Origin of the sequence: Streptomyces sp. AP-93, from assembly GCF_022808175.1 — a bacterium.
Classification (GTDB): Bacteria; Actinomycetota; Actinomycetes; order Streptomycetales; family Streptomycetaceae; genus Streptomyces.
Window position 1 is genome coordinate 62,177 of sequence record NZ_JALGBX010000018.1, and the last position, 18,148, is coordinate 80,324.

General features: G+C 73.5%; 13 protein-coding genes and 1 pseudogene. 9 read left to right on the plus strand and 5 right to left on the minus strand.

The window, feature by feature from the left end; all coding sequences use genetic code 11:
- Positions 1-36 precede the first annotated feature (36 nt).
- The 3 genes from rsgA to MTF69_RS27155 all read left to right on the plus strand — a co-directional run bounded on the left by rsgA (position 37) and on the right by MTF69_RS27155 (position 1,790).
- Complete coding sequence (gene rsgA, locus MTF69_RS27145) at positions 37-1,167, plus strand: ribosome small subunit-dependent GTPase A (RefSeq protein WP_374323955.1); 1,131 nt, start codon at positions 37-39, stop codon at positions 1,165-1,167.
- 138 nt (positions 1,168-1,305) lie between these two features.
- The gene (locus MTF69_RS27150; protein ID WP_243338737.1) at positions 1,306-1,482 is read left to right on the plus strand and encodes a hypothetical protein; all 177 of its coding nucleotides are present in this window, start codon (positions 1,306-1,308) and stop codon (positions 1,480-1,482) included.
- Positions 1,483-1,502: 20 nt separating this feature from the next.
- On the plus strand, positions 1,503-1,790 hold the full coding sequence (locus MTF69_RS27155; protein WP_243338739.1) for a hypothetical protein: 288 nt from the start codon (positions 1,503-1,505) through the stop codon (positions 1,788-1,790).
- 153 nt (positions 1,791-1,943) lie between these two features.
- On the opposite strand, the gene MTF69_RS27160 is transcribed toward MTF69_RS27155, so the two are convergent.
- Complete coding sequence (locus MTF69_RS27160; protein ID WP_243338740.1) at positions 1,944-2,435, minus strand: DUF456 domain-containing protein; 492 nt, start codon at positions 2,433-2,435, stop codon at positions 1,944-1,946.
- 24 nt (positions 2,436-2,459) lie between these two features.
- Positions 2,460-3,437 (minus strand): helix-turn-helix domain-containing protein, encoded by a 978-nt coding sequence (locus MTF69_RS27165; protein WP_243338742.1) that lies wholly within the window; start codon positions 3,435-3,437, stop codon positions 2,460-2,462.
- Between the two features lie 201 nt (positions 3,438-3,638).
- Between MTF69_RS27165 and MTF69_RS27170 the strand changes: the two genes are divergently transcribed.
- The 4 genes and pseudogenes from MTF69_RS27170 to MTF69_RS27190 all read left to right on the plus strand — a co-directional run bounded on the left by MTF69_RS27170 (position 3,639) and on the right by MTF69_RS27190 (position 13,219).
- Positions 3,639-7,436: a S8 family serine peptidase gene (locus MTF69_RS27170; RefSeq protein WP_243338743.1), complete on the plus strand. Its 3,798-nt coding sequence runs from the start codon at positions 3,639-3,641 to the stop codon at positions 7,434-7,436.
- Positions 7,437-9,856: 2,420 nt separating this feature from the next.
- Complete coding sequence (locus MTF69_RS43480; RefSeq protein WP_243338745.1) at positions 9,857-10,732, plus strand: protein phosphatase 2C domain-containing protein; 876 nt, start codon at positions 9,857-9,859, stop codon at positions 10,730-10,732.
- Positions 10,733-10,810: 78 nt separating this feature from the next.
- Positions 10,811-12,623, plus strand: a pseudogene (locus MTF69_RS27185) (pyruvate oxidase).
- Between the two features lie 146 nt (positions 12,624-12,769).
- Complete coding sequence (locus tag MTF69_RS27190) at positions 12,770-13,219, plus strand: ATP-binding protein (protein ID WP_243338746.1); 450 nt, start codon at positions 12,770-12,772, stop codon at positions 13,217-13,219.
- A 66-nt stretch (positions 13,220-13,285) separates the two neighbouring features.
- On the opposite strand, the gene MTF69_RS27195 is transcribed toward MTF69_RS27190, so the two are convergent.
- Positions 13,286-14,362, minus strand: coding sequence for a DUF2637 domain-containing protein (locus tag MTF69_RS27195; protein WP_243338749.1), 1,077 nt, complete (start codon positions 14,360-14,362; stop codon positions 13,286-13,288).
- Positions 14,363-14,695: 333 nt separating this feature from the next.
- Here MTF69_RS27195 and MTF69_RS27200 point away from each other — a divergent pair, with 333 nt between their 5' ends.
- Positions 14,696-15,085 carry a VOC family protein gene (locus MTF69_RS27200; RefSeq protein ID WP_243338750.1) on the plus strand — a complete coding sequence of 130 codons (390 nt, stop codon included), beginning with the start codon at positions 14,696-14,698 and terminating at the stop codon, positions 15,083-15,085.
- A gap of 40 nt (positions 15,086-15,125) precedes the next feature.
- Here the strand turns inward: MTF69_RS27200 and MTF69_RS27205 are convergent, their stop codons facing one another.
- Positions 15,126-16,022 (minus strand): (2Fe-2S)-binding protein, encoded by an 897-nt coding sequence (locus MTF69_RS27205; protein ID WP_243338888.1) that lies wholly within the window; start codon positions 16,020-16,022, stop codon positions 15,126-15,128.
- A gap of 125 nt (positions 16,023-16,147) precedes the next feature.
- Between MTF69_RS27205 and MTF69_RS27210 the strand changes: the two genes are divergently transcribed.
- On the plus strand, positions 16,148-16,834 hold the full coding sequence (locus tag MTF69_RS27210) for a GntR family transcriptional regulator (protein WP_243338751.1): 687 nt from the start codon (positions 16,148-16,150) through the stop codon (positions 16,832-16,834).
- Positions 16,835-17,365: 531 nt separating this feature from the next.
- Here the strand turns inward: MTF69_RS27210 and MTF69_RS27215 are convergent.
- Complete coding sequence (locus MTF69_RS27215) at positions 17,366-18,133, minus strand: hypothetical protein (RefSeq protein ID WP_243338752.1); 768 nt, start codon at positions 18,131-18,133, stop codon at positions 17,366-17,368.
- Positions 18,134-18,148: the final 15 nt, after the last annotated feature.

The following is an 18,148-nucleotide window of genomic DNA, read 5'->3' on the forward strand; positions in this document are numbered from 1 at the left end:
CGCGCACCGCCGGGGCCACCCTGTGAAGGGTTTCCCTTGTCTCTCTCTTCCTTCTCCTCCCTCTCTTCGTCCTCCCCGCAGCCCTCCGGGCTTCCGCACGCCCTGGCCCCCTACGGCTGGGACGAGGCGTGGGCGGCCGAGTTCGCGCCGTACGCGGATCAGGGCCTGCTGCCCGGCCGGGTCGTACGGGTCGACCGCGGCCAGTGCGACGTCATGACGGCGGACGGCATCGTCCGCGCCGACACCGCCTTCGTCACCCCGCACGACCCGCTCCGGGTCATCTGCACCGGCGACTGGGCGGTGCTGGAGGCGCACGGCAATCCGCGCTACGTGAAGACGTACCTGCCGCGCCGGACCGCCTTCGTACGGTCCACCTCCTCCCAGCGGTCCGAGGGGCAGATCCTCGCCGCGAACGTCGACCACGCGATCATCGCGGTATCGCTGGCCGTCGAACTGGACCTGGGCCGCATCGAGCGGTTCCTCGCGCTCGCCTGGGAATCGGGGGCGCAGCCGCTCGTGGTCCTGACCAAGGCGGACCTGGTCCCCGACCCGGTCACCCTCGGACACCTCGTCGAGGACGTGGAGGCGACGGCCCCCGGGGTCGCCGTCCTCACCGTGTCCTCGATGACCGGGGAGGGCACGGACGTGCTCGCCGCGGTGGTCGGGGACGGTACGAGCGTGCTCCTCGGGATCTCCGGCGCGGGCAAGTCCACGCTGGCCAACGCGCTGTTGGGGGAGGAAGTGATGGAGGTCCAGGCGGCGCGTGACGTCGACGGCAAGGGCCGCCACACCACCACGACGCGCAACCTGCTCGCGCTGCCGGGCGGCGGCGTGCTCATCGACACCCCCGGGCTGCGGGGCGTCGGGCTCTTCGACGCGGAAGCGGGCGTCGGGCAGGTCTTCTCGGAGATCGAGGAGTACGCGGAGCGGTGCCGTTTCCACGACTGCGCGCACGAGGCGGAGCCGGGGTGCGGGGTGCGGGCCGCGGTGGACTCCGGGGAGCTGGCGGTGCGGCGGCTGGAGAGCTACCGCAAGCTGCTGCGGGAGAACCAGCGGATCGTCGCGAAGACCGACGCGCGGCTCCGGGCGGAGATCAGGCGCGACTGGAGGCTCCGCTCGGCGGAGGGCCGCGCGAACTATTCCGCGAAGCGAACCGGCCGGGCCTGACGCCTGACACCTCCCGCCCCCGCCGTGGGCCGGGCACGCCCCCGTCCGGACTGGGCCCCGCCCGGCCCCGGGCGGGGGCGTGCCGCTGCGCGGGGCGAAGTCACCCACCGGCGGTGCGGGCCGTGGACCGCCCTGGCGATGTGGGGTGTCAAGGTGGCCCCGGGGCAGGACTGGGACCACAAGCCTCAACTCCAGGAGTACGGCGACGACATGACCGAAGACCAGCTCCGCCAAGGAATCAACGACGCGATGGACACGATGGAGCAGGCGCAGCGCAACGGGGAGAACGTCCCGCAGATCCGGAACCGGAAGTGACGCGGTCACAGTGGGGCTGTGTGGTCGCTCCTGTGGCGGGTCTGGCGACCGGCGTGCTCGGGTCGGTACTCCTGGCGGCAGCCTGGCGGACGTGCGGCGTAGGAGTCAACGGCGCGGCCAACGGGCTCGCGCTGATCTTCTACGGAGCCCTGCTCTCAGGCATCGCGGCGCTGTGGTGGGGGGTGCTCATCGGGTACGTAGGACGCCGGAACCTCCCGGTCGCCCTTCTGGGCGGCACGGTCGGCACCGCGGTCATGGTGCGGATCTTCGTCGCTCTCCTACAGGTTCCCCACGGCTACCGCTGCTGACGAGTCGCCGCGGGCACCTCTCATCACGCCGGCGCGCCCGTCCGGGATTCCGGGGTGCCGGGGTTCCGGGCTTCCGGTGCTCCGGCGAACGGGCGAAGGGCGGGTGGGGGACCCGGCGCGGCGGACGGCCCGCCCGCCCCCCCGGCTACGCGGCTACGACCACAGCAGCGTCCCCACCCACGCCCCCACCACCAGCAGGCACGCGAACAGTTCCACCAGCACGCTCGTCCCCACCGCCCGCATCACCGCCCGTACCGACGCCCACGCTTCCCCGTGGGTGCCCAGGCGGCGCCGCTCGCAGAGGTAGATGCCGCCCACGAAGCCGGGGACCGCGCCCACGACCGGGAGCAGCACGAAGCCCAGTACCGCCCCCACACCCGCGTACACCACCATCGGGCGAGTGACGCCGACCCCCCGGAGCCGCCGCGGGGGCAACAGCCACTTCACCACCTGCACCACCAGCAGCAGCGCCGTCGCGCCCGCCAGCAGGCCCCAGGCCACCGACGACCGTTCGTGCAGCGCCCACCACAGGAGTCCGGCCCAGACGAGGAGGGTGCCGGGGGCGCCGGGGACCAGTACCCCGAGCAATCCGAGCACCAGCACCAGCCCCACCAGCAGCAACTGGGGCAGCTGAGGCAGATCCATCTGCTCAGCCTGCCCGGCCCGGGGCTATCGGGCCACCCAGCCCCGTTCGTACGCGTACCAGCCGAGCTGGAGCCGGGTCGTGACCCCCGCCAGTTCCATCAGGCCCTTGACCCGTCGCTGGACCGTGCGCAGGCCCAGTTCCAGGTGCTTCGCCACGCTCGCGTCCGTCATCCCCGCCAGGAGGAGGGTGAGGATCTCCAGGTCCGTGACGTCGGGTCCGCCGCCCGATTCCTCCGGCGCCCCGGTGGAGCCCAGCCGCAGCGGGAGCGACTCCCGCCAGACCGCCTCGAAGAGGCCCATCAGGGACTCCAGCAGTCCCGACGCGTGCACGACCAGCGCCGCCGGCTCCGCGCCGCGCGCCGTCAGCGGGACCATCGCCAGCGTCCGGTCCGCGATGACGAGTTTGGTCGGCACCGCGGCCGTCACCCGGATGTGCTCGCCGCGCGCCAGCGCCGTGGACGCCTCGCGGATCCCGCTCGGCAGGGTGAGTACCTCCCGCTCGATGACCACGCGGTACGCGACGCCCCGTACGGACGCCCGTTCCTCCGCCTCGTTGTCCGTGCCCGTCACCACCTGCGGCCGGCCGCTGACCAGCGCGCACACCTCCTCCACGGCGCCGAGCTGGAGCTGGTGGAAGCGGTGGGCCACCGCGCTCGCACCCGTCACCACCTCCACCAGGTCGTACACGGCCGGCTCGGCGGCCTCCGCCCGGTACTCCTCCGCCAGCAGCGCCGCCGCCAGCTCCGCCTGCTCCAGCTCGTGCCGCTGCTGGGTGAGCAGGGCGCCCAGGGCCACCCCGGGCGGGGCCGCCACCCACCGGCCGGGCCGGGCGGAGGACTGGGCGGCGAGCCCGTGGCGCTCCAGGTGGCGCAGGGTCCGTTCGGTCTGCTGCACCGGCAGCGTCAGCCGGTGCGCGAGGTCCGGTATCTCCGCCGCCCCCAGCGCGACCAGCGCGCGGTAAGCGGACTCCTGTCCTTCGTCGAGACCTATCGCACTCAGCAACCCGTCCACCCAACCCTCTCAGTGCCGTTCCTGGCGGGAAGCGGCCACGGCGCAAACCCGCCGCCGACATCATCGCCGCACCCGGCGCCCCTCTGCCAAGGTGGCGCCACCGCAGCACCAACATCCGCTGGCCAGAAGCCATTTACGCGGCATTTTCGCCGTGCAATGCAGTAGTTGGCCGGAATTCACCTGGGGAGAGCGATGCGCCCGATATCGCGTACGGCACTGGGAGCGGCCGTCGCGGCCGTCCTGGCCGTCACGGCCGTGGGCCCGTCCACGGCACAGCCGAGCGACGGAGCGTCCGGAGCAGGGACCGGCACCGAGAAGAGGCCCCTCACCGGGAGCGAGGCCGCCGCGCAGCAGCCCACCGGGCCCGTCACGGTGACCCTGGTCACCGGTGACCGGATCCTGGTGTCCACCGACGCGGCCGGCCGCACCGCCGCCACGGCGATGCCCCGCGAGGACGGCTCGCAGCCGATCGTGCAGACCCGCCAGGCGGGCAAGGACCTCTACGTCTACCCCGAGAGCGCGGTCAAGGCGCTCGCCGCGGGCAAGGCCGACGAGGAACTCTTCAACGTCACCGGCCTGATCCGGCAGGGCTACGACGACGCCCACGCCAAGAAGCTCCCGCTCATCGCGGTCTACGAGGCCTCCGCGGGCCTCGCGCGCAGCGCCCCGCCCGTTCCGGCCGGCGCCGAACAGTCGCTGGTCCTCGGCTCCATCGGCGGCGTCGCGCTCGCCGCCGACAAGGAGAAGGCCGCCGACTTCTGGGCCGACGTCACCGGGGCGAACATCAACCCCCACGCACGGTCGGCCGCCGCCCCCCGGCTGAAGAAGCTGTGGCTGGACGGCAAGGTCCAGGCGAACCTGGAGCGTTCCACGAAGCAGGTGGGAGCCACCGCCGCGTGGGCCGCCGGACTCGACGGCACGGGCACCAAGGTCGCCGTCCTCGACACCGGCACCGACCTCGGACACCCCGACCTCAAGGGCCGGGTGACCGAGGCGAAGAACTTCACCGACTCGGACACCGCCGAAGACCGCCAGGGCCACGGCACCCACACCATCTCCACCGTCGGCGGCTCCGCCGCCGAGAGCGGCGGCGCGAAGAAGGGCGTCGCCCCCGGCGCGCAGCTGCTCAGCGGCAAGGTCCTCAACGACTACGGCTACGGCCTGGACTCGTGGATCATCGCGGGCATGCAGTGGGCCGTGGACAGCAAGGCCGACGTGGTCTCCATGAGCCTGGGAGACCCCTCCCAGCTCTCCTGTGACGACCCGATGGCCGCCGCCACCGAGGCGCTGGCCCAGAGCAGCGACACCTTGTTCGTCATCGCCGCCGGCAACTCCGGCCCCGGCAACAACACGGTCTCCTCGCCCGGTTGCGCGCCCAGCGTGCTGACCGTCGGCGCCGTCGACCGCGACGACAAGACGGCCTCCTTCTCCAGCCGCGGCCCGGCGGGCCTGAACCACACCCTCAAGCCCGAGATCGCCGCCCCCGGCGTCCAGATCTCCGCCGCCGCCATGGGCGGCCGCGGGGTGTACGCGTACACGTCCATGTCCGGTACCTCGATGGCCACCCCGCACGTCGCGGGCGCCGCCGCCATCGTCAAGCAGCGCCACCCCGACTGGACCCCGCAGCAGATCAAGGCCGCGCTGGTCGGCTCCGCCAACACCGCGGTCCCGGGCGACGTACGGGAGACCGGCGGCGGGCGGCTCGACGTCAAGGCCGCCGTCGAGACCACCGTCACCGGCGCCCCCGCCCTCCAGGGCGGCACCTTCAACTGGCCGCAGGACCGCAGCGACCGCACCGCGGTCTCGGTCCCGTACACCAACACGGGGACCAAGCCGGTCACGCTGAACCTCTCCGTCGAGAAGGTCACCGGCAACGACGGGTCCGCCGTCCGCAGCCAGGTCGCCCGCCTGGACAAGCGCACCGTGACCGTCCCGGCCGGCGCCACCGTCAAGGTGCCGCTCGCCCTGGACCCCGCCGCGAAGCTGGAGCGCTCCCAGTACGGAGACGTCACCGGCCGCGTCGTCGCCACGGCGAGGGGCGTGCACGTCTCCACCCCCTTCTCCCTCTACGTGGAGCCGCAGACGGTCACGCTGCGCGTCAAGCTCCTCGACCGCGCGGGCAAGCCGGCCACCGGCCCGTCCTCCCTGGACGTGATCGGCACCGACGACGCCACCGGTGAGCGCCGCTTCAACGAGGGCGCCGCCGACCAGGTCTACCGGGTCCGTCCGGGCTCGTACTTCCTCTCCGCCTTCGTCGGCACCCCCGACGCCGGCGAGAACGCGACGATGTACGACTCGCTCACCTACCTCGGCCGTCCGCAGACGGAGATCAAGAAGGACACGGTGATCGTGCTGGACGCCCGCAAGGCGGCCAGGCTGAGCATCGCCACCGACAAGCCCACCGAGGCGCGCGCCACCACCCTCGCCTTCTCCCGCACCTGGGGCGCGGAATGGCAGCACGCCGGCACCGCCATGGGCGGCCGCACCATCCGCGGCTACTACGCCTCGGTCGACGGCAATGCCAAGGAGGGCGACTTCGAGTTCGGCAGCTACTGGCGGGCGGCCGCTCCGCTGCTCTCCGAGCTGAAGGCGAACGGCGGCCCGGTGCTGCACCCGATCACCGCCTCCACCGGCAGCGACAACCTCGACGGCACCGGCAGCGCCCCGCTCGTGGGCGCGGGCTCGGGTACCCCCGAGGAGCTCGCCGCCGTCGCCGCCAAGGGCGCGATCGTCCTGGTCAAGGTCGAGGAGTCCTCGCTCTACCGGGTCGCTGCCGACGCGAAGGCGGCCGGAGCCAAGGCCCTCCTCGCCTATCGCGAAGCCCCCGGCCGCTGGGCCGGCTTCACCGGCTACGCGGGCGGCTCGCTCCCGGCCCTGTCCATCGAGTCCGCCGAGGGCAAGGCCCTGCTGGCCAAGCTCGCCCAGGGGCCGGTCACGCTGAGCTGGAAGGGCAGCGCGAAGAGCCCGTACGTCTACAACCTGGCCCAGATCGAGAAGGGTTCGATCCACGGCGACCGCACCTACCGGGTGCGCGACCGCGAGCTCGGCGCCGTCGAATCGGCCTACCAGTCGATGGGCGTCGCCTCCGACTTCATCGACGTGACCGGGGCCTACCGCCCGCTCGGCAACGCCGTGTACTTCGGCTCCATCGACACCGTCGCGGTACCGGGCAAGCGCACCGAGTACTACTCCGCCGGGGACACCGCCTGGGACCACATGGTCTCCAGCAGCTTCCCGTGGGGCGAGTTCATGACCGACCAGCACCGCACGTACACGGCGGGCTCCCGGCGCGCCGAGAACTGGTACGACGGGGTCATCGGTCCGGTGGCGCCGCGCGACACCGCGGGCAAGGAGCAGCTGGCGGCCGAGCGGCAGGGCAACTGGATCGGCTTCGCCTCCGCCATGTGGGGCGACACCGGCCACTACGCGCAGCAGGGCGGCTTCGGCGACCTCGGCAACGTCTCGCTCAAGCGCGACGGCGAGTCGCTGGGCGACACCGGCTACCCGTTCGGGGCCTTCGAGGTCCCGGCCGGCGAGGCCACGTACGAACTGACCCAGTACCTGGAGAAGATCGGCCAGCCGGCCCGCACCTGGCAGCGCTCCTCGGGGATCCAGACCACCTGGACCTTCCGCTCGAAGCTCGACGCGGCGCAGTACTCGCAGGCGCTGCCGATCGTCTTCCCGCGGATCTCCGCCCCGCTGGACGGCCTGAAGACGCTGGCCGCGGCCAACGGCCAGCAGATCGGCCTCTCGGTCAGCGGGCACGGGGGCTACGCGCCGGGCGCGCTGAAGTCGGCCAAGCTGTCGTACTCGTACGACGAGGGCGGCAGCTGGACCGAGGCGAAAGTCGCCGAGCGCGGCGGGCAGTGGACCGCGACCGTGGACCACGCCGGAGCCACGGGCAAGCAGGTCATGCTCAAGGTCGAGCTGACCGACAAGAACGGCGCCACCGTCACCCAGATGGTCGCGCGGGCGTACGACATTCGCTGAGTCGTACGACACGAAGCAGGGGGGTCCATCGGACGGCGGTCCGATGGGCCCCCCTTTCCCCTGCCCTTCCCCGCCCTTCCCTGCGCTTCCCTGCCCTTTTTCCGGCGTTCGCCGGATTTCGGCTACGCCGGAGCCCGACAATGAGGGCCATGAGTCAGCGGGACGCGGGCGCGGATGACTGGTGGCAGAAGCTCTACGAAGACCCCGACGCGGGACCGGAACCCGACCCCCGGGACACCCTGGAACACCGCTTCCGCTCGGCAGCGGTCCTGGTGGCCCCGACCCCGGTACCCCACCCCCGGAGGGACCCGGCCCCGGTGACGGAACACGACTCGGGGACGGGGGCGGGGGCGGGGGCGCTGGTCGCGCCGGGTCCGGAGACGGAGTCGGGCCCGGCGGCGGCGGATGCCGGGCCGGTGGCCGAGGCCGGGCCGCCCGCGGCGGAGGTCGGGGTCCCGGTGGCGGGTTTCGGGCTGCCGGTGCCGGTGCCGGTGCCGGAGTCTGGGCCGGTGGCCGCGGTCGGGGCGCCCGCGCCGGAGTCCGGGCCTGGGGCGGGGCTGCATGCGCCGGCCTTCGGACAGGTGCCCGAGGCGGAAGCGGAGCCGCCCGCGGCGGTTTCCGGGCCGGCGGTGGAGCCGGAGGCCCAGGCGGGGGAGGCGTACGGCGGCTCGGTGCTGCCGCCGCCCCGTGACCCCCGGGAGGGCGGCCAGACCTGGTACGCGCTCGGGAGCGTCGCCGTCCCGCCCGCGCTGCCCGCCGAGGAGTCGGGGGAACCGTCCGACTGGAGCTGGGGCCTACGGGACGAGGCGCCCACAGCGGCTGCGCCCCCGGAGCGGGACCCGGCAGGGGCCGGGCGCGGCCCCGACGGCGCGTACGCCGGAGCCGGGCACCCGGGCCCGGCCGGCCCGGCGGGATCCGGCACGACACCGGCCACCCCGGCAGGGTCCGGCCCGGCCCCTGGTGCGGGCCGCGACGGCGATCCGTGGACGGGTCCGGACACCGACCCACCGCCGGGCCCCGCTTCCGGGTCCGGCCCGGGCTCCGGGCCGACTCCCGCTTCCGGCATTGGCTCTGCTCCGGCTCCCGGGCCCAGGTCCGGCCCCGGCTCAGATCCCAGGTCCGGCCCTGCCGCCGGTTCCGGGCCCGGCGGGGGCTTCGGGTCCGGCCCCGCGCATGACGCCGGCTTCGGCCCTGGGCCCGCATCCGCCTCCGACCCCGGTCCGGCCTCTGACCCCGGTCCCGCCTCCGGGGTCGGTCCCGACCTCAGGTCCGGCCCCGGGCCCGGCCTTGGCCACGGGTCCGGAGCCATCCCCGGCCACGGGTCCGGAGCCATCCCCGGCCACGGGTCCGGAGCCATCCCCGGCCACGGGTCCGGCGCCATCTCCGGCCACGGGTCCGGTCCCGGCTCTGACACCGGCTTCGTTGCCGGTCCCGCCTCCGGTCCCGATCCCGGCTCCGGGCCGGGTGCTGGTCCCGTCCCGGGGTCCGGCCTAGGCGCGGGTCGCGGTCTCGGCTCAGGTCCTAGTTCCCGCCTGGGGGCCGATTCCGGCTCCGGCTCTGGTCCAGTTCCCGGGTCTGGCTCTGAGCCGGGTTCTGGTCCCGTCCCGGGGTCCGGCCTTGATGCGGGTCCTGGTCTCGGCTCAGGTCCCAGTTCCGGCTTGGGGGCCGATTCTGGGCCCGGCGCCAGTTCCGGCCCCGGTTCCGGTCCCGATCGCGGCTCCGGGTTCGGTCCCGGCTCCGGGCCGGGTTCTGATCCAGTCCCGGGGTCCGGCCTTGGTGCGGGTCCTGGTCTCGGCTCAGGCCCTAGTTCCGGCTTGGGGGCCGATTCCGGGCCTGGCGCCAGTTATGGCCCCGGTTCCGGTCCCGATCGCGGGTCCGGGTTCGGTCCCGGCTCTGGGCCGGGTGCTGGTGGCGTGCCCGGGTCCGGTCTTGGTGTGGGGCCTGGTCTCGGCTCGGGTGCTAGGTCCGGCTTGGGGGTCGATTCCGGGTTCGGCGGCAGCCGCGGTCACGGCTCAGGAGCCGCTCCGGGACCCGGCTTCGGGCCCGGGCTCGATTCAGGTCCTGACCTCGGCACCGGCTTCGGCCTGGGCTCGCATCCGGGGTCCGGGGCGGGCTGGGGTGCCGCGCCCGGGGACGGGTCCGGCGCCGGCCTCGGGTCGGGCTCCGGTCACGGGGCCCGGCCCGGCGCGCCGGGCGGCCCGGCAGGGAACGATGCCGGCCCGGGAGCCGTCCCGGAGGCAAGGCACGGGGCCGGGCAAGGGGCCGGGACCGGGGCCCTGCCGGGCGTCGGCGCGGGAGCCGTCCCGGAGGCCGGGGAAGGGGCCCGGCACGGGGGCGGGGCTTCGGGAGCCGGGCTATCGGGAGCCGGGGTGTCGGGGTCCGGGGCTTCGGGAGCCGGGGTTTCCGGGGGGCCGCGGCCCGTGGTGGCGCATTTGGGGGACCGGCCGCCCACCTACGCCGCGGAGCCCATCGCGCTGCCCACCGCCGATCCGGCCGGGCTCGCCGCGCTGACCCCCGACACCGTGCTGGAGGGGGCCCAGTACGGCGGCTACACGCTGCGCGCCGCCTCCGTGCGCGGGGACTCGGCCCGGTTCCGGGGCGAGGCCCGGCGGGACTTCCTGCTCACCGCCCGCTTCGGCACCGGCCCCGACGCGCTGGTGCTGGTCGTGCTCGCCGGCGGGGACCGGGCCGCGCCCGGAGCCGCCGAGGCCGCCGCCGAGGTGTGCCGCTCCGTCGCGGGAGCCGTCGGGCGGAGCCAGGAGCGGCTGTCGCAGGACATCCGTGACGGCCGGCGCGAAGCCCTGCGCTCGGGGCTCCAGCGGCTCACCGACCGCGGCTACGGGCAGCTGCGCGCCCGCGCCGCCGAGCTGGGGCTCCCGGAGGACGGCTACACGGCCGGGCTGCGCGGACTGCTGCTGCCGGTCGACCCCGGCTGCCGCACCCGGGTCTGCTTCGGCGCGGGCGCGGGCGGCCTGTTCCGGCTCCGGGACGGACAGTGGCGGGACCTGGAGGAGCCCGCGCAGGCCGCGGCGACACCGACGACCCCGGCTCCGGCGCCCGCCGGACCCGCCGGCTTCCGCTTCAGGGCCTCCGTGGCCCGCCCCGGCGACACCCTGCTCCTGTGCTCCGGCGGCCTCGCGGACCCGATGCGCGAGGAGGAGCCGCTCTCGGCGGAGCTCGCCGCCCGCTGGGCCGACGCAGCCCCGCCGGGCCTCGCCGCCTTCCTCGCGGACACCCAGCTCCGCCTCAAGGGCTACGCCGACGACCGGACGGCCGCCGCGGTCTGGGAGGCGTAACCCGGCGGATCATGCGTGGATGGGAGGCGCACGCGGCAGAGCCGAAGCAGAGCCGAACCGGAAAGGGCGCCCCCCTCCATGGCCAAGCAGAACGTGGCGGAGCAGTTCATCGACATTCTCGTGCGCGCCGGCGTGCGCCGGATGTACGGAGTCGTCGGGGACAGCCTCAACCCCGTCGTCGACGCGATCCGCCGCACCGGCGGCATCGAGTGGATCCAGGTGCGCCACGAGGAGACCGCCGCCTTCGCGGCCGGCGCCGAGGCCCAGATCACCGGCTCCCTCGCCGCCTGCGCGGGCTCCTGCGGCCCGGGCAACCTCCACCTGATCAACGGGCTCTACGACGCCCACCGCTCGATGGCCCCGGTCCTCGCGCTGGCCTCCCACATCCCCTCCTCCGAGATCGGCCTCGGCTACTTCCAGGAGACCCACCCCGACCGGCTGTTCACCGAGTGCAGCCACTACAGCGAGCTGATCTCCAACCCGCGCCAGATGCCCCGCGTGCTGCAGAGCGCCATCCAGCACGCCATCGGGCGCGGCGGCGTCGGCGTGGTGTCCCTGCCCGGGGACATCGCCTCCCTGCCCGCACCGGAGCAGAGCGCCGAGCAGGCGCTGGTGACCGCGCGGCCGACCGTACGGCCCGGCGACGGCGAGATCGACAAGCTGGTCCGGCTCATCGACGAGGCCGACCGGGTCACCCTCTTCTGCGGCAGCGGCACCGCCGGCGCGCACGCCGAGGTCATGGAGTTCGCCGGCCGGGTCAAGGCCCCCATCGGGCACGCCCTGCGCGGCAAGGAATGGATCCAGTACGACAATTCCTAGGTGCGTACCTTCCTGGGGGGTGGCCGGCGGCGTAGAGGTACGCAGGTAGCCCCAGTACGACAATCCGTACGACGTCGGCATGAGCGGGCTGCTCGGCTACGGCGCGGCCTACGAGGCCACCCACGAGTGCGATCTGCTGATCCTGCTCGGCACGGACTTCCCGTACAACGCCTTCCTCCCCGACGACGTCAAGATCGTCCAGGTGGACATCCGGCCCGAACACCTGGGCCGCCGCACCAAGCTGGACCTCGCGGTCTGGGGCGACGTACGCGAGACCCTGCGCGCGCTGAACACCCGGGTGAAGGCCAAGACGGACCGCCGGTTCCTCGACCGGATGCTGAAGAAGCACGCCGACGCCCTGGAAGGAGTGGTGAAGGCGTACACGCGCAAGGTGGAGAAGCGCACGCCCATCCACCCCGAGTACGTGGTCGCGGTCCTCGACGAACTCGCCGACGAGGACGCCGTCTTCACCGTGGACACGGGCATGTGCAACGTATGGGCGGCGCGCTATCTTTCCCCGAACGGAAAGCGCCGCATCATCGGCTCCTTCAGCCACGGCTCCATGGCCAACGCCCTTCCACAGGCCATCGGCGCACAGTTCACCGATCGCGGACGTCAAGTGGTGTCGATGTCGGGCGACGGCGGTTTCTCCATGCTGATGGGAGATTTCCTCACCCTGGTGCAGTACGACCTCCCCGTCAAAGTGGTCCTCTTCAACAACTCATCCCTCGGCATGGTCGAGTTGGAGATGCTGGTTTCCGGCCTTCCTTCGTACGGAACGACGAACAAGAACCCCGACTTCGCGGCGATCGCCCGCGCGGCGGGCGCCTACGGGGTCCGGGTGGAGAAGCCCAAGCAGCTCACAGCGGCTTTGAAGGACGCTTTCAAGCACAAGGGACCCGCTCTGGTGGACGTGGTCACAGACCCCAACGCCCTGTCCATTCCGCCGAAGATCAGCGCTGAAATGGTGACCGGATTCGCACTTTCGGCCAGCAAGATCGTGCTGGACGGAGGGGTGGGCCGGATGATCCAGATGGCGCGATCCAACCTCCGTAACGTGCCGCGCCCTTGAGGCCGGATGCGTGCGGATTCCCCCGGGGGGCATGCATCCCGTAGGCCTGTTCGACCGGCGGGCCGTCGGAGCAGGGGGCATACGGGAGGTACATCGCCGTGCGGGTGGGGGCGAAGGCCGGAAAGCTGTGGCGGAGAGGGCGGCCGGTGCCGCGCGAACCGTCGGCCGAGGACGGGGCGGCGGTGGACGCGTCGGGGATCACCCGGAGCGTGCGGCGGGCCGATCTGAAAGCGGTCGGGGAAGTCCGCAGGGACTTACGGGAGTTGATGCGTCACCGGTGCCGAGTGGAGGCCGCCGAGGTGGCCGAGCTACTGATCACCGAGCTCGTCACCAACGCCCTCGTCCACACCGATCAGGGAGCCGAGGTCTCCGCGACGCTCGCCGCCGACCGGCTACGGGTGGAGGTCCGCGACTATGCCGCCCGCCGGCCCCGGCCGCACGTACCGTCCGCCGACGACGGTACGCACGGCAGGGGGCTGGTGCTGGTGCAGTCGCTCGCCGACGCCTGGGGCGTGGACGCGCTCGGGCTCGCGCTCGGCGGAGGCAAAGTGGTGTGGTTCGAGCTCGACGGAGCGAAGGAGGCGGGGCCCGCCTGAGTGATGACCGGCGAGCCCCGCGAAGCGGTGGATCCTGGACGGGGGACCGTGCCCGTCACCTCCGCCTCAGCCGAACTGCTGCTCCAGGTCCTTCAGTTTGCGTTCCAGCGAGTCGAGTCGGGGAAGCGTCTGCGTGTCGTCCTCGGCGGTGAGGTCCACCGTCCGGGGGCCGAGGGCCATGTCGGCCTGGTCATGAGGGTCGCTTCCGCTCACCGCCTGCAGGGAGGGCCGGCGCCGTAGGGGCAGCTGTCCGGTTTCCGCTATGGCCGGCTCCGCGCCGACCGGCGCGGAGCCCGCTCCGGGGGCCAGCCCCGGTACCTCGACCTGACGGGCCCGGGCCACGCGCCCGAACGCCCGGTTCTGCCGGCCGAGCGCCTTGATGTGCGCCCGGTCCAGGCGGTGTTGCTCCCGCCGGCGGTGCCGGTCGTTCTCCTTCTCCTTCTTGTCCTCGCGCACCTCGTCCACGGCCTCGTCGAGCGTGCGGACCCCCTCCAGCAGCATCAGCGACCACGCGCCGAAGGTCTCCCGGGGTGCCCGCAGCCAGCGGACCATCCGGATCTGCGGCAACGGCCGTGGAATCAGGCCCTGTTCGCGCAGTGCGGCCCGGCGGGTCTGCTTCAGCGCGCGGTCGAAGAGCACGGCCGCAGAGAGCGACATGCCGGCGAAGAACTGCGGAGCCCCGTCGTGGCCGAGGCCGCGCGGGGCGTGCACCCAGTTGAACCAGGCGGCGGCGCCGGCGAACAGCCAGACCAGCATGCGCGAGCCGAGGGCCGCGTCGCCGTGGCTGGCCTCGCGCACGGCGAGCACCGAGCAGAACATGGCGGCGCCGTCGAGACCGAAGGGGACCAGGTACTCCCAGCCTCCGGTGAGGTTGAGGTTCTGCCGGCCGAAGCCGACCAGCCCGTGGAAGGAGAGCGCCGCGGCGACCGCCGCGCAGCAGAACAGCAGGACGTAGGAGGCGGTCCCGTAGACGGCTTCCTTGCGCCGCCGCCGCTCCTCGCTGCGCTCCCAGCTGTCCTCGGCCACTCCGGCCTTCTCGCCCTCGCGCTTGCCCCGGGCCAGTACCGCCACTGCCGCAAGTACGCCCAGGATCAGCAGGCTGCCGGGCAGCAGCCAGTCCAGCGATATGTCGGTCAGTCTCATGCGGTTGTCCCTTGCCTCGCGTATGCAGCTGTTCGGCTTGTGGCCGGTGCGGCTTTCCGGGCGCCATAGTGGCGCAGCCGGTGAGCCGTACACGCGGGTTTCGGGGCAAGTGGACGCCAACGGGGGGCGGAGCCCGCCGGATAGGGTGTTGCGGATCGAACTCCAGGTCGTGCGCGTTGAGTTGAGTTCGATTTTCGTCAGCCGGACGGGTGGGTTGAGGCGGTGGGGGTGGCGGCGGGGAAACTTGGTGGCGGCCGTACGGCCGGGTGGGTAACACTGGCCGACCGTCGGCGCCCTGCGTGGTGCCGGTCCGCACTGTCCTGGAGAAGGTTCGTGACGAGCAGGTTCACCGAGTTGAGCGTCGACTGCCACGATCCGGAGCGGCTTGCGGCCTTCTGGTGCGAGGTTTTGGACATCAAGGTGATCGACCGGCGCGAGGACATGGTCGAGATCGGCTCCTGGGTGCCGACCGTCGAGGACATCCGGGCCCGTCACATGCCGCCCACCCTGGTGTTCGTCCGGGTGCCCGAGGGCAAAGACGTGAAGAACCGGCTGCACCTCGACGTCAGCCCGATCGACCGCAGTACCGAGGACGAGGTGACCAGGCTGCTCGGCCTCGGCGCCACCAGGACGGACGTGGGCCAGGGCCCGGACCGGAGCTGGGTGGTCATGGCCGACCCCGAGGGGAACGAGTTCTGCGTACTGCGGACTCTGGCTCCGTAGGGCCGTCGGGCCGTAGGGCCGTCGGGCGGGACCGGCTTTCTCAGCCGTCGGCCGTCAGGCGCGCGACGCGGTCCTCGTCGCAGGTGCGGGGGCAGGTGACGCAGGTGTCGTCGGGCTGGATCGTGTAGAAGAAGCAGCAGCTCGCCCGGTCACGGGTGGGCAGCTCCCGGCCGTCCGGGGCCTCCAGGGTGCGGAAGCCCGCGCCTCCGGTGTACGGGGCGGTCGCGCCGGGGAAGAGCCGGTCCAGCTCGCGCATCGCCCGCTGCTCCTCGGCCTCGCCGAGCAGGTTGCCCACGTACCAGAGGCTCTCGACCACGTCGTCGGTCACCATGCCCCACAGGGCCCGCCGCCCGCGCCGCATCCGCGGGCCGAAGCCCTCCATGACCGGTTCGAGGTGCTGGGCCACCGCAGCCCGTACCTCTGCACGCAGCGCGTCCTCGTCGGGCACGACCCGGGCCCCGGGGAGCGCTGCCGCCGGGTCGTCCGGCAGGCAGGCGAAGGAGTGGACGCGGACGGCCATCCGGCCCTGCGTCCGGTGGAAGGACACGGACTCCGGGGGGAGGAGCGGTACGCGCCGGTCCAGGAACCACGGGATCGTGATCAGGAGACAGGCCATCCATGCGTACCGGTGCAGCCCGAACCCCGCCACCACGTCGGGCCGGCCCGGGCGCCCGTAGTCGCGGAGGATCTGCGCCTCGTCCCACGCGATGAAGGCCTCCAGGGCCTCGCCGCCCGCCGCGAGCTCGTCCGCACCGACCCACCCCACACCGCGAGGGGAGGGTTCGTGCGGGGCGAGCTCGGTGACGCGCAGTCCGCCGTAGGCCTCGGTCAGCCGGGCGTAGGCGTCCGACACCGGAGAGCCGGCCGGGGCGGGGGTGCGTACGGGGTGTACGAAGCGGACGCCGCCCTGGGTGGGCGCGACGGCCGTGACGGTCATGACGGTCATGCGCGAACCACCGAATCACGCGATCGTTAACAGGTAAGCCTTACCTTACCTGATCTCCGTCGGGTGTGGGAAGGCGGGCTATTCTTCGGGCAGGTCGAAACCCGTGGGAGGGCCGAGTGCGCGATACGGACCGAGCGCGGGTACCGGAACAGCAGGACCGCAAGCAGGACGGCAAGCAGGACCGCAAGGTGGTACGCCACTCCGTGCGCGGGCAGATCCTCGACGCCCTGCGCGCGGCGCTGGTCGCGGGCGAGCTGGCCCCGGGGGAGATCTACTCGGGCCCGGCCCTGGGGGAGCGCTTCGGGGTCTCCGCGACGCCCGTGCGCGAGGCGATGCAGCAGCTGGCGCTGGAGGGGGTCGTCGAATGCCTCCCGAACCGGGGCTTCCGGGTCCTGACCCGGACCCCGGGGGAGCTGGCGGAGCTGGCCGAGGTCAGGGCGCTGCTCGAAGTCCCCGTGATGCTGCGGCTGGCCCGTACGGTGCCGTCCGGGGCCTGGGCCGCGCTGGGGCCTGCGGCCGCGGAGACCGTGGAGGCGGCGGCCGAGGGTGATGCGGCGCGGTACGCCGACGCGGACCGGGCGTTCCACCGCGCGGTGCTCGCGCTGGCGGGCAACGGCCAGCTCCTCGTGGTGGCGGAGGATCTCCACCGCCGCTCCCAGTGGCCCCTGCCGGGGCCGCGCCGCATCCGCCGGACGGACCTCGTCGCGGACGCGGCGCAGCATGTGGGCGTCCTGGCCGCGCTGTCCTCGGGCGCGCTTCCGGAGGCGGAGTCCCTGATCCGGGCCCACTTCACGGGCCCCTGACCCTTTGCTGCGCCGGAGCCCCTGGGGCTCCGCCCCAGACCCTGCGCCTCAAACGCCGGCGGGGCTGGGTTGTGGCCGGCGTCGGCCTGTATGTGGCGGGTCGTGGGGTTGGGCTGCGGGGGTGGGCCGGTGCCGGGGTCGGGGTGGGGTGTCGGCCTGGACTGCATGATTTAGGCGCCCTCGGCTCTACTCCGACAGGGCGTGGGGTGTACCTGCGCCACAAATCACGCTTTACGTCCAGGCCGACACCCCACCCCGCCCCCGTCCCCGTCCCGGCCGGCTCCAGCCCCGTCCCGGCCGCCTCCAGCCCCGTCGGCGGGTGGGCTTTTCAGCTCCGCCGGGGTTGCTCTTTCAGCCGTCCGGCGTTTGAGGACCGGGGTCTGGGGCGGAGCCCGCCTTCAGCCCGTCCGGCGTTTGAGGACCGGGTCCGGGCGGAGCCCGGGGAACGGGCGAAGGGTGGGTAGGGGAACTCGGCCCCGGAGGGCAGAACCACCCGCACCCGGACCGGCGCGTCAAAAAGGGCCCGGCGCGTCACGAAGGCACTGCGGGCAGGGGGTGGAGTTGGTCCGCCAGCCAGGTGGGGATGCCGCCCAGGAGGTGGAAGAGGCGGCGGGCCTCCGCGCGGAGGCGGGTGGCCTCCGGCTCCGGTTCGGCTTCGGCCAGGGCCGCCAGCGCCGGGGCCGTGCCGACCAGGAAGCCCAGGTCCTCCCGGATGCGGAGGGACTCCGCGAAGCCCTTGCGGGCCTCGGCGACCTCCCCGTCCCGCAGGGCCAGCGCCGCCAGGTGCCGCCAGGTGAAGGACAGGAGGAGGGTGTCGCCGTGGGCCAGGGCGCCCGCGTGGGCCCGCCGGTACGCCGGCAGGGCCGAGGACGGGGCGTCCGCCAGGTGTTCGGCGACCAGGCCCCGCCGGAAGTCCAGCAGGGGCCGGGTACGCGACCCCGGGGACAGCAGCGCCGCGGCCCGGCCGAGCGCCGAGCGGGCCTCGTCGGCCCGGTCGCGCACGCCCAGTACGGTCGCCGCGTACGCCAGGTGACCGCGCTCGCACGCGGCCGCGCCCCGGTCGTCGTCGTCCTGCGAGACCGCTTCGGCGACCCGTAGCGCGTCCTCCGCCTCGGCCCAGCCCTGTCCGGTGAACAGGCAGCGTTCGACCAGCAGTGCGGTCCGCTGCACGGTGGCTCCGGCATCGTGCAGGTGCGGCGTCAGCAGGGCCGCCGCGTCGGTCCAACAGCCGCGCGAGCGCAGCCGCCATATCGCCCGCTGGAGGGGGTCGTCTCCCCCGATAGTTCCGGCACTGGACATGGCGGTATCCGCCAC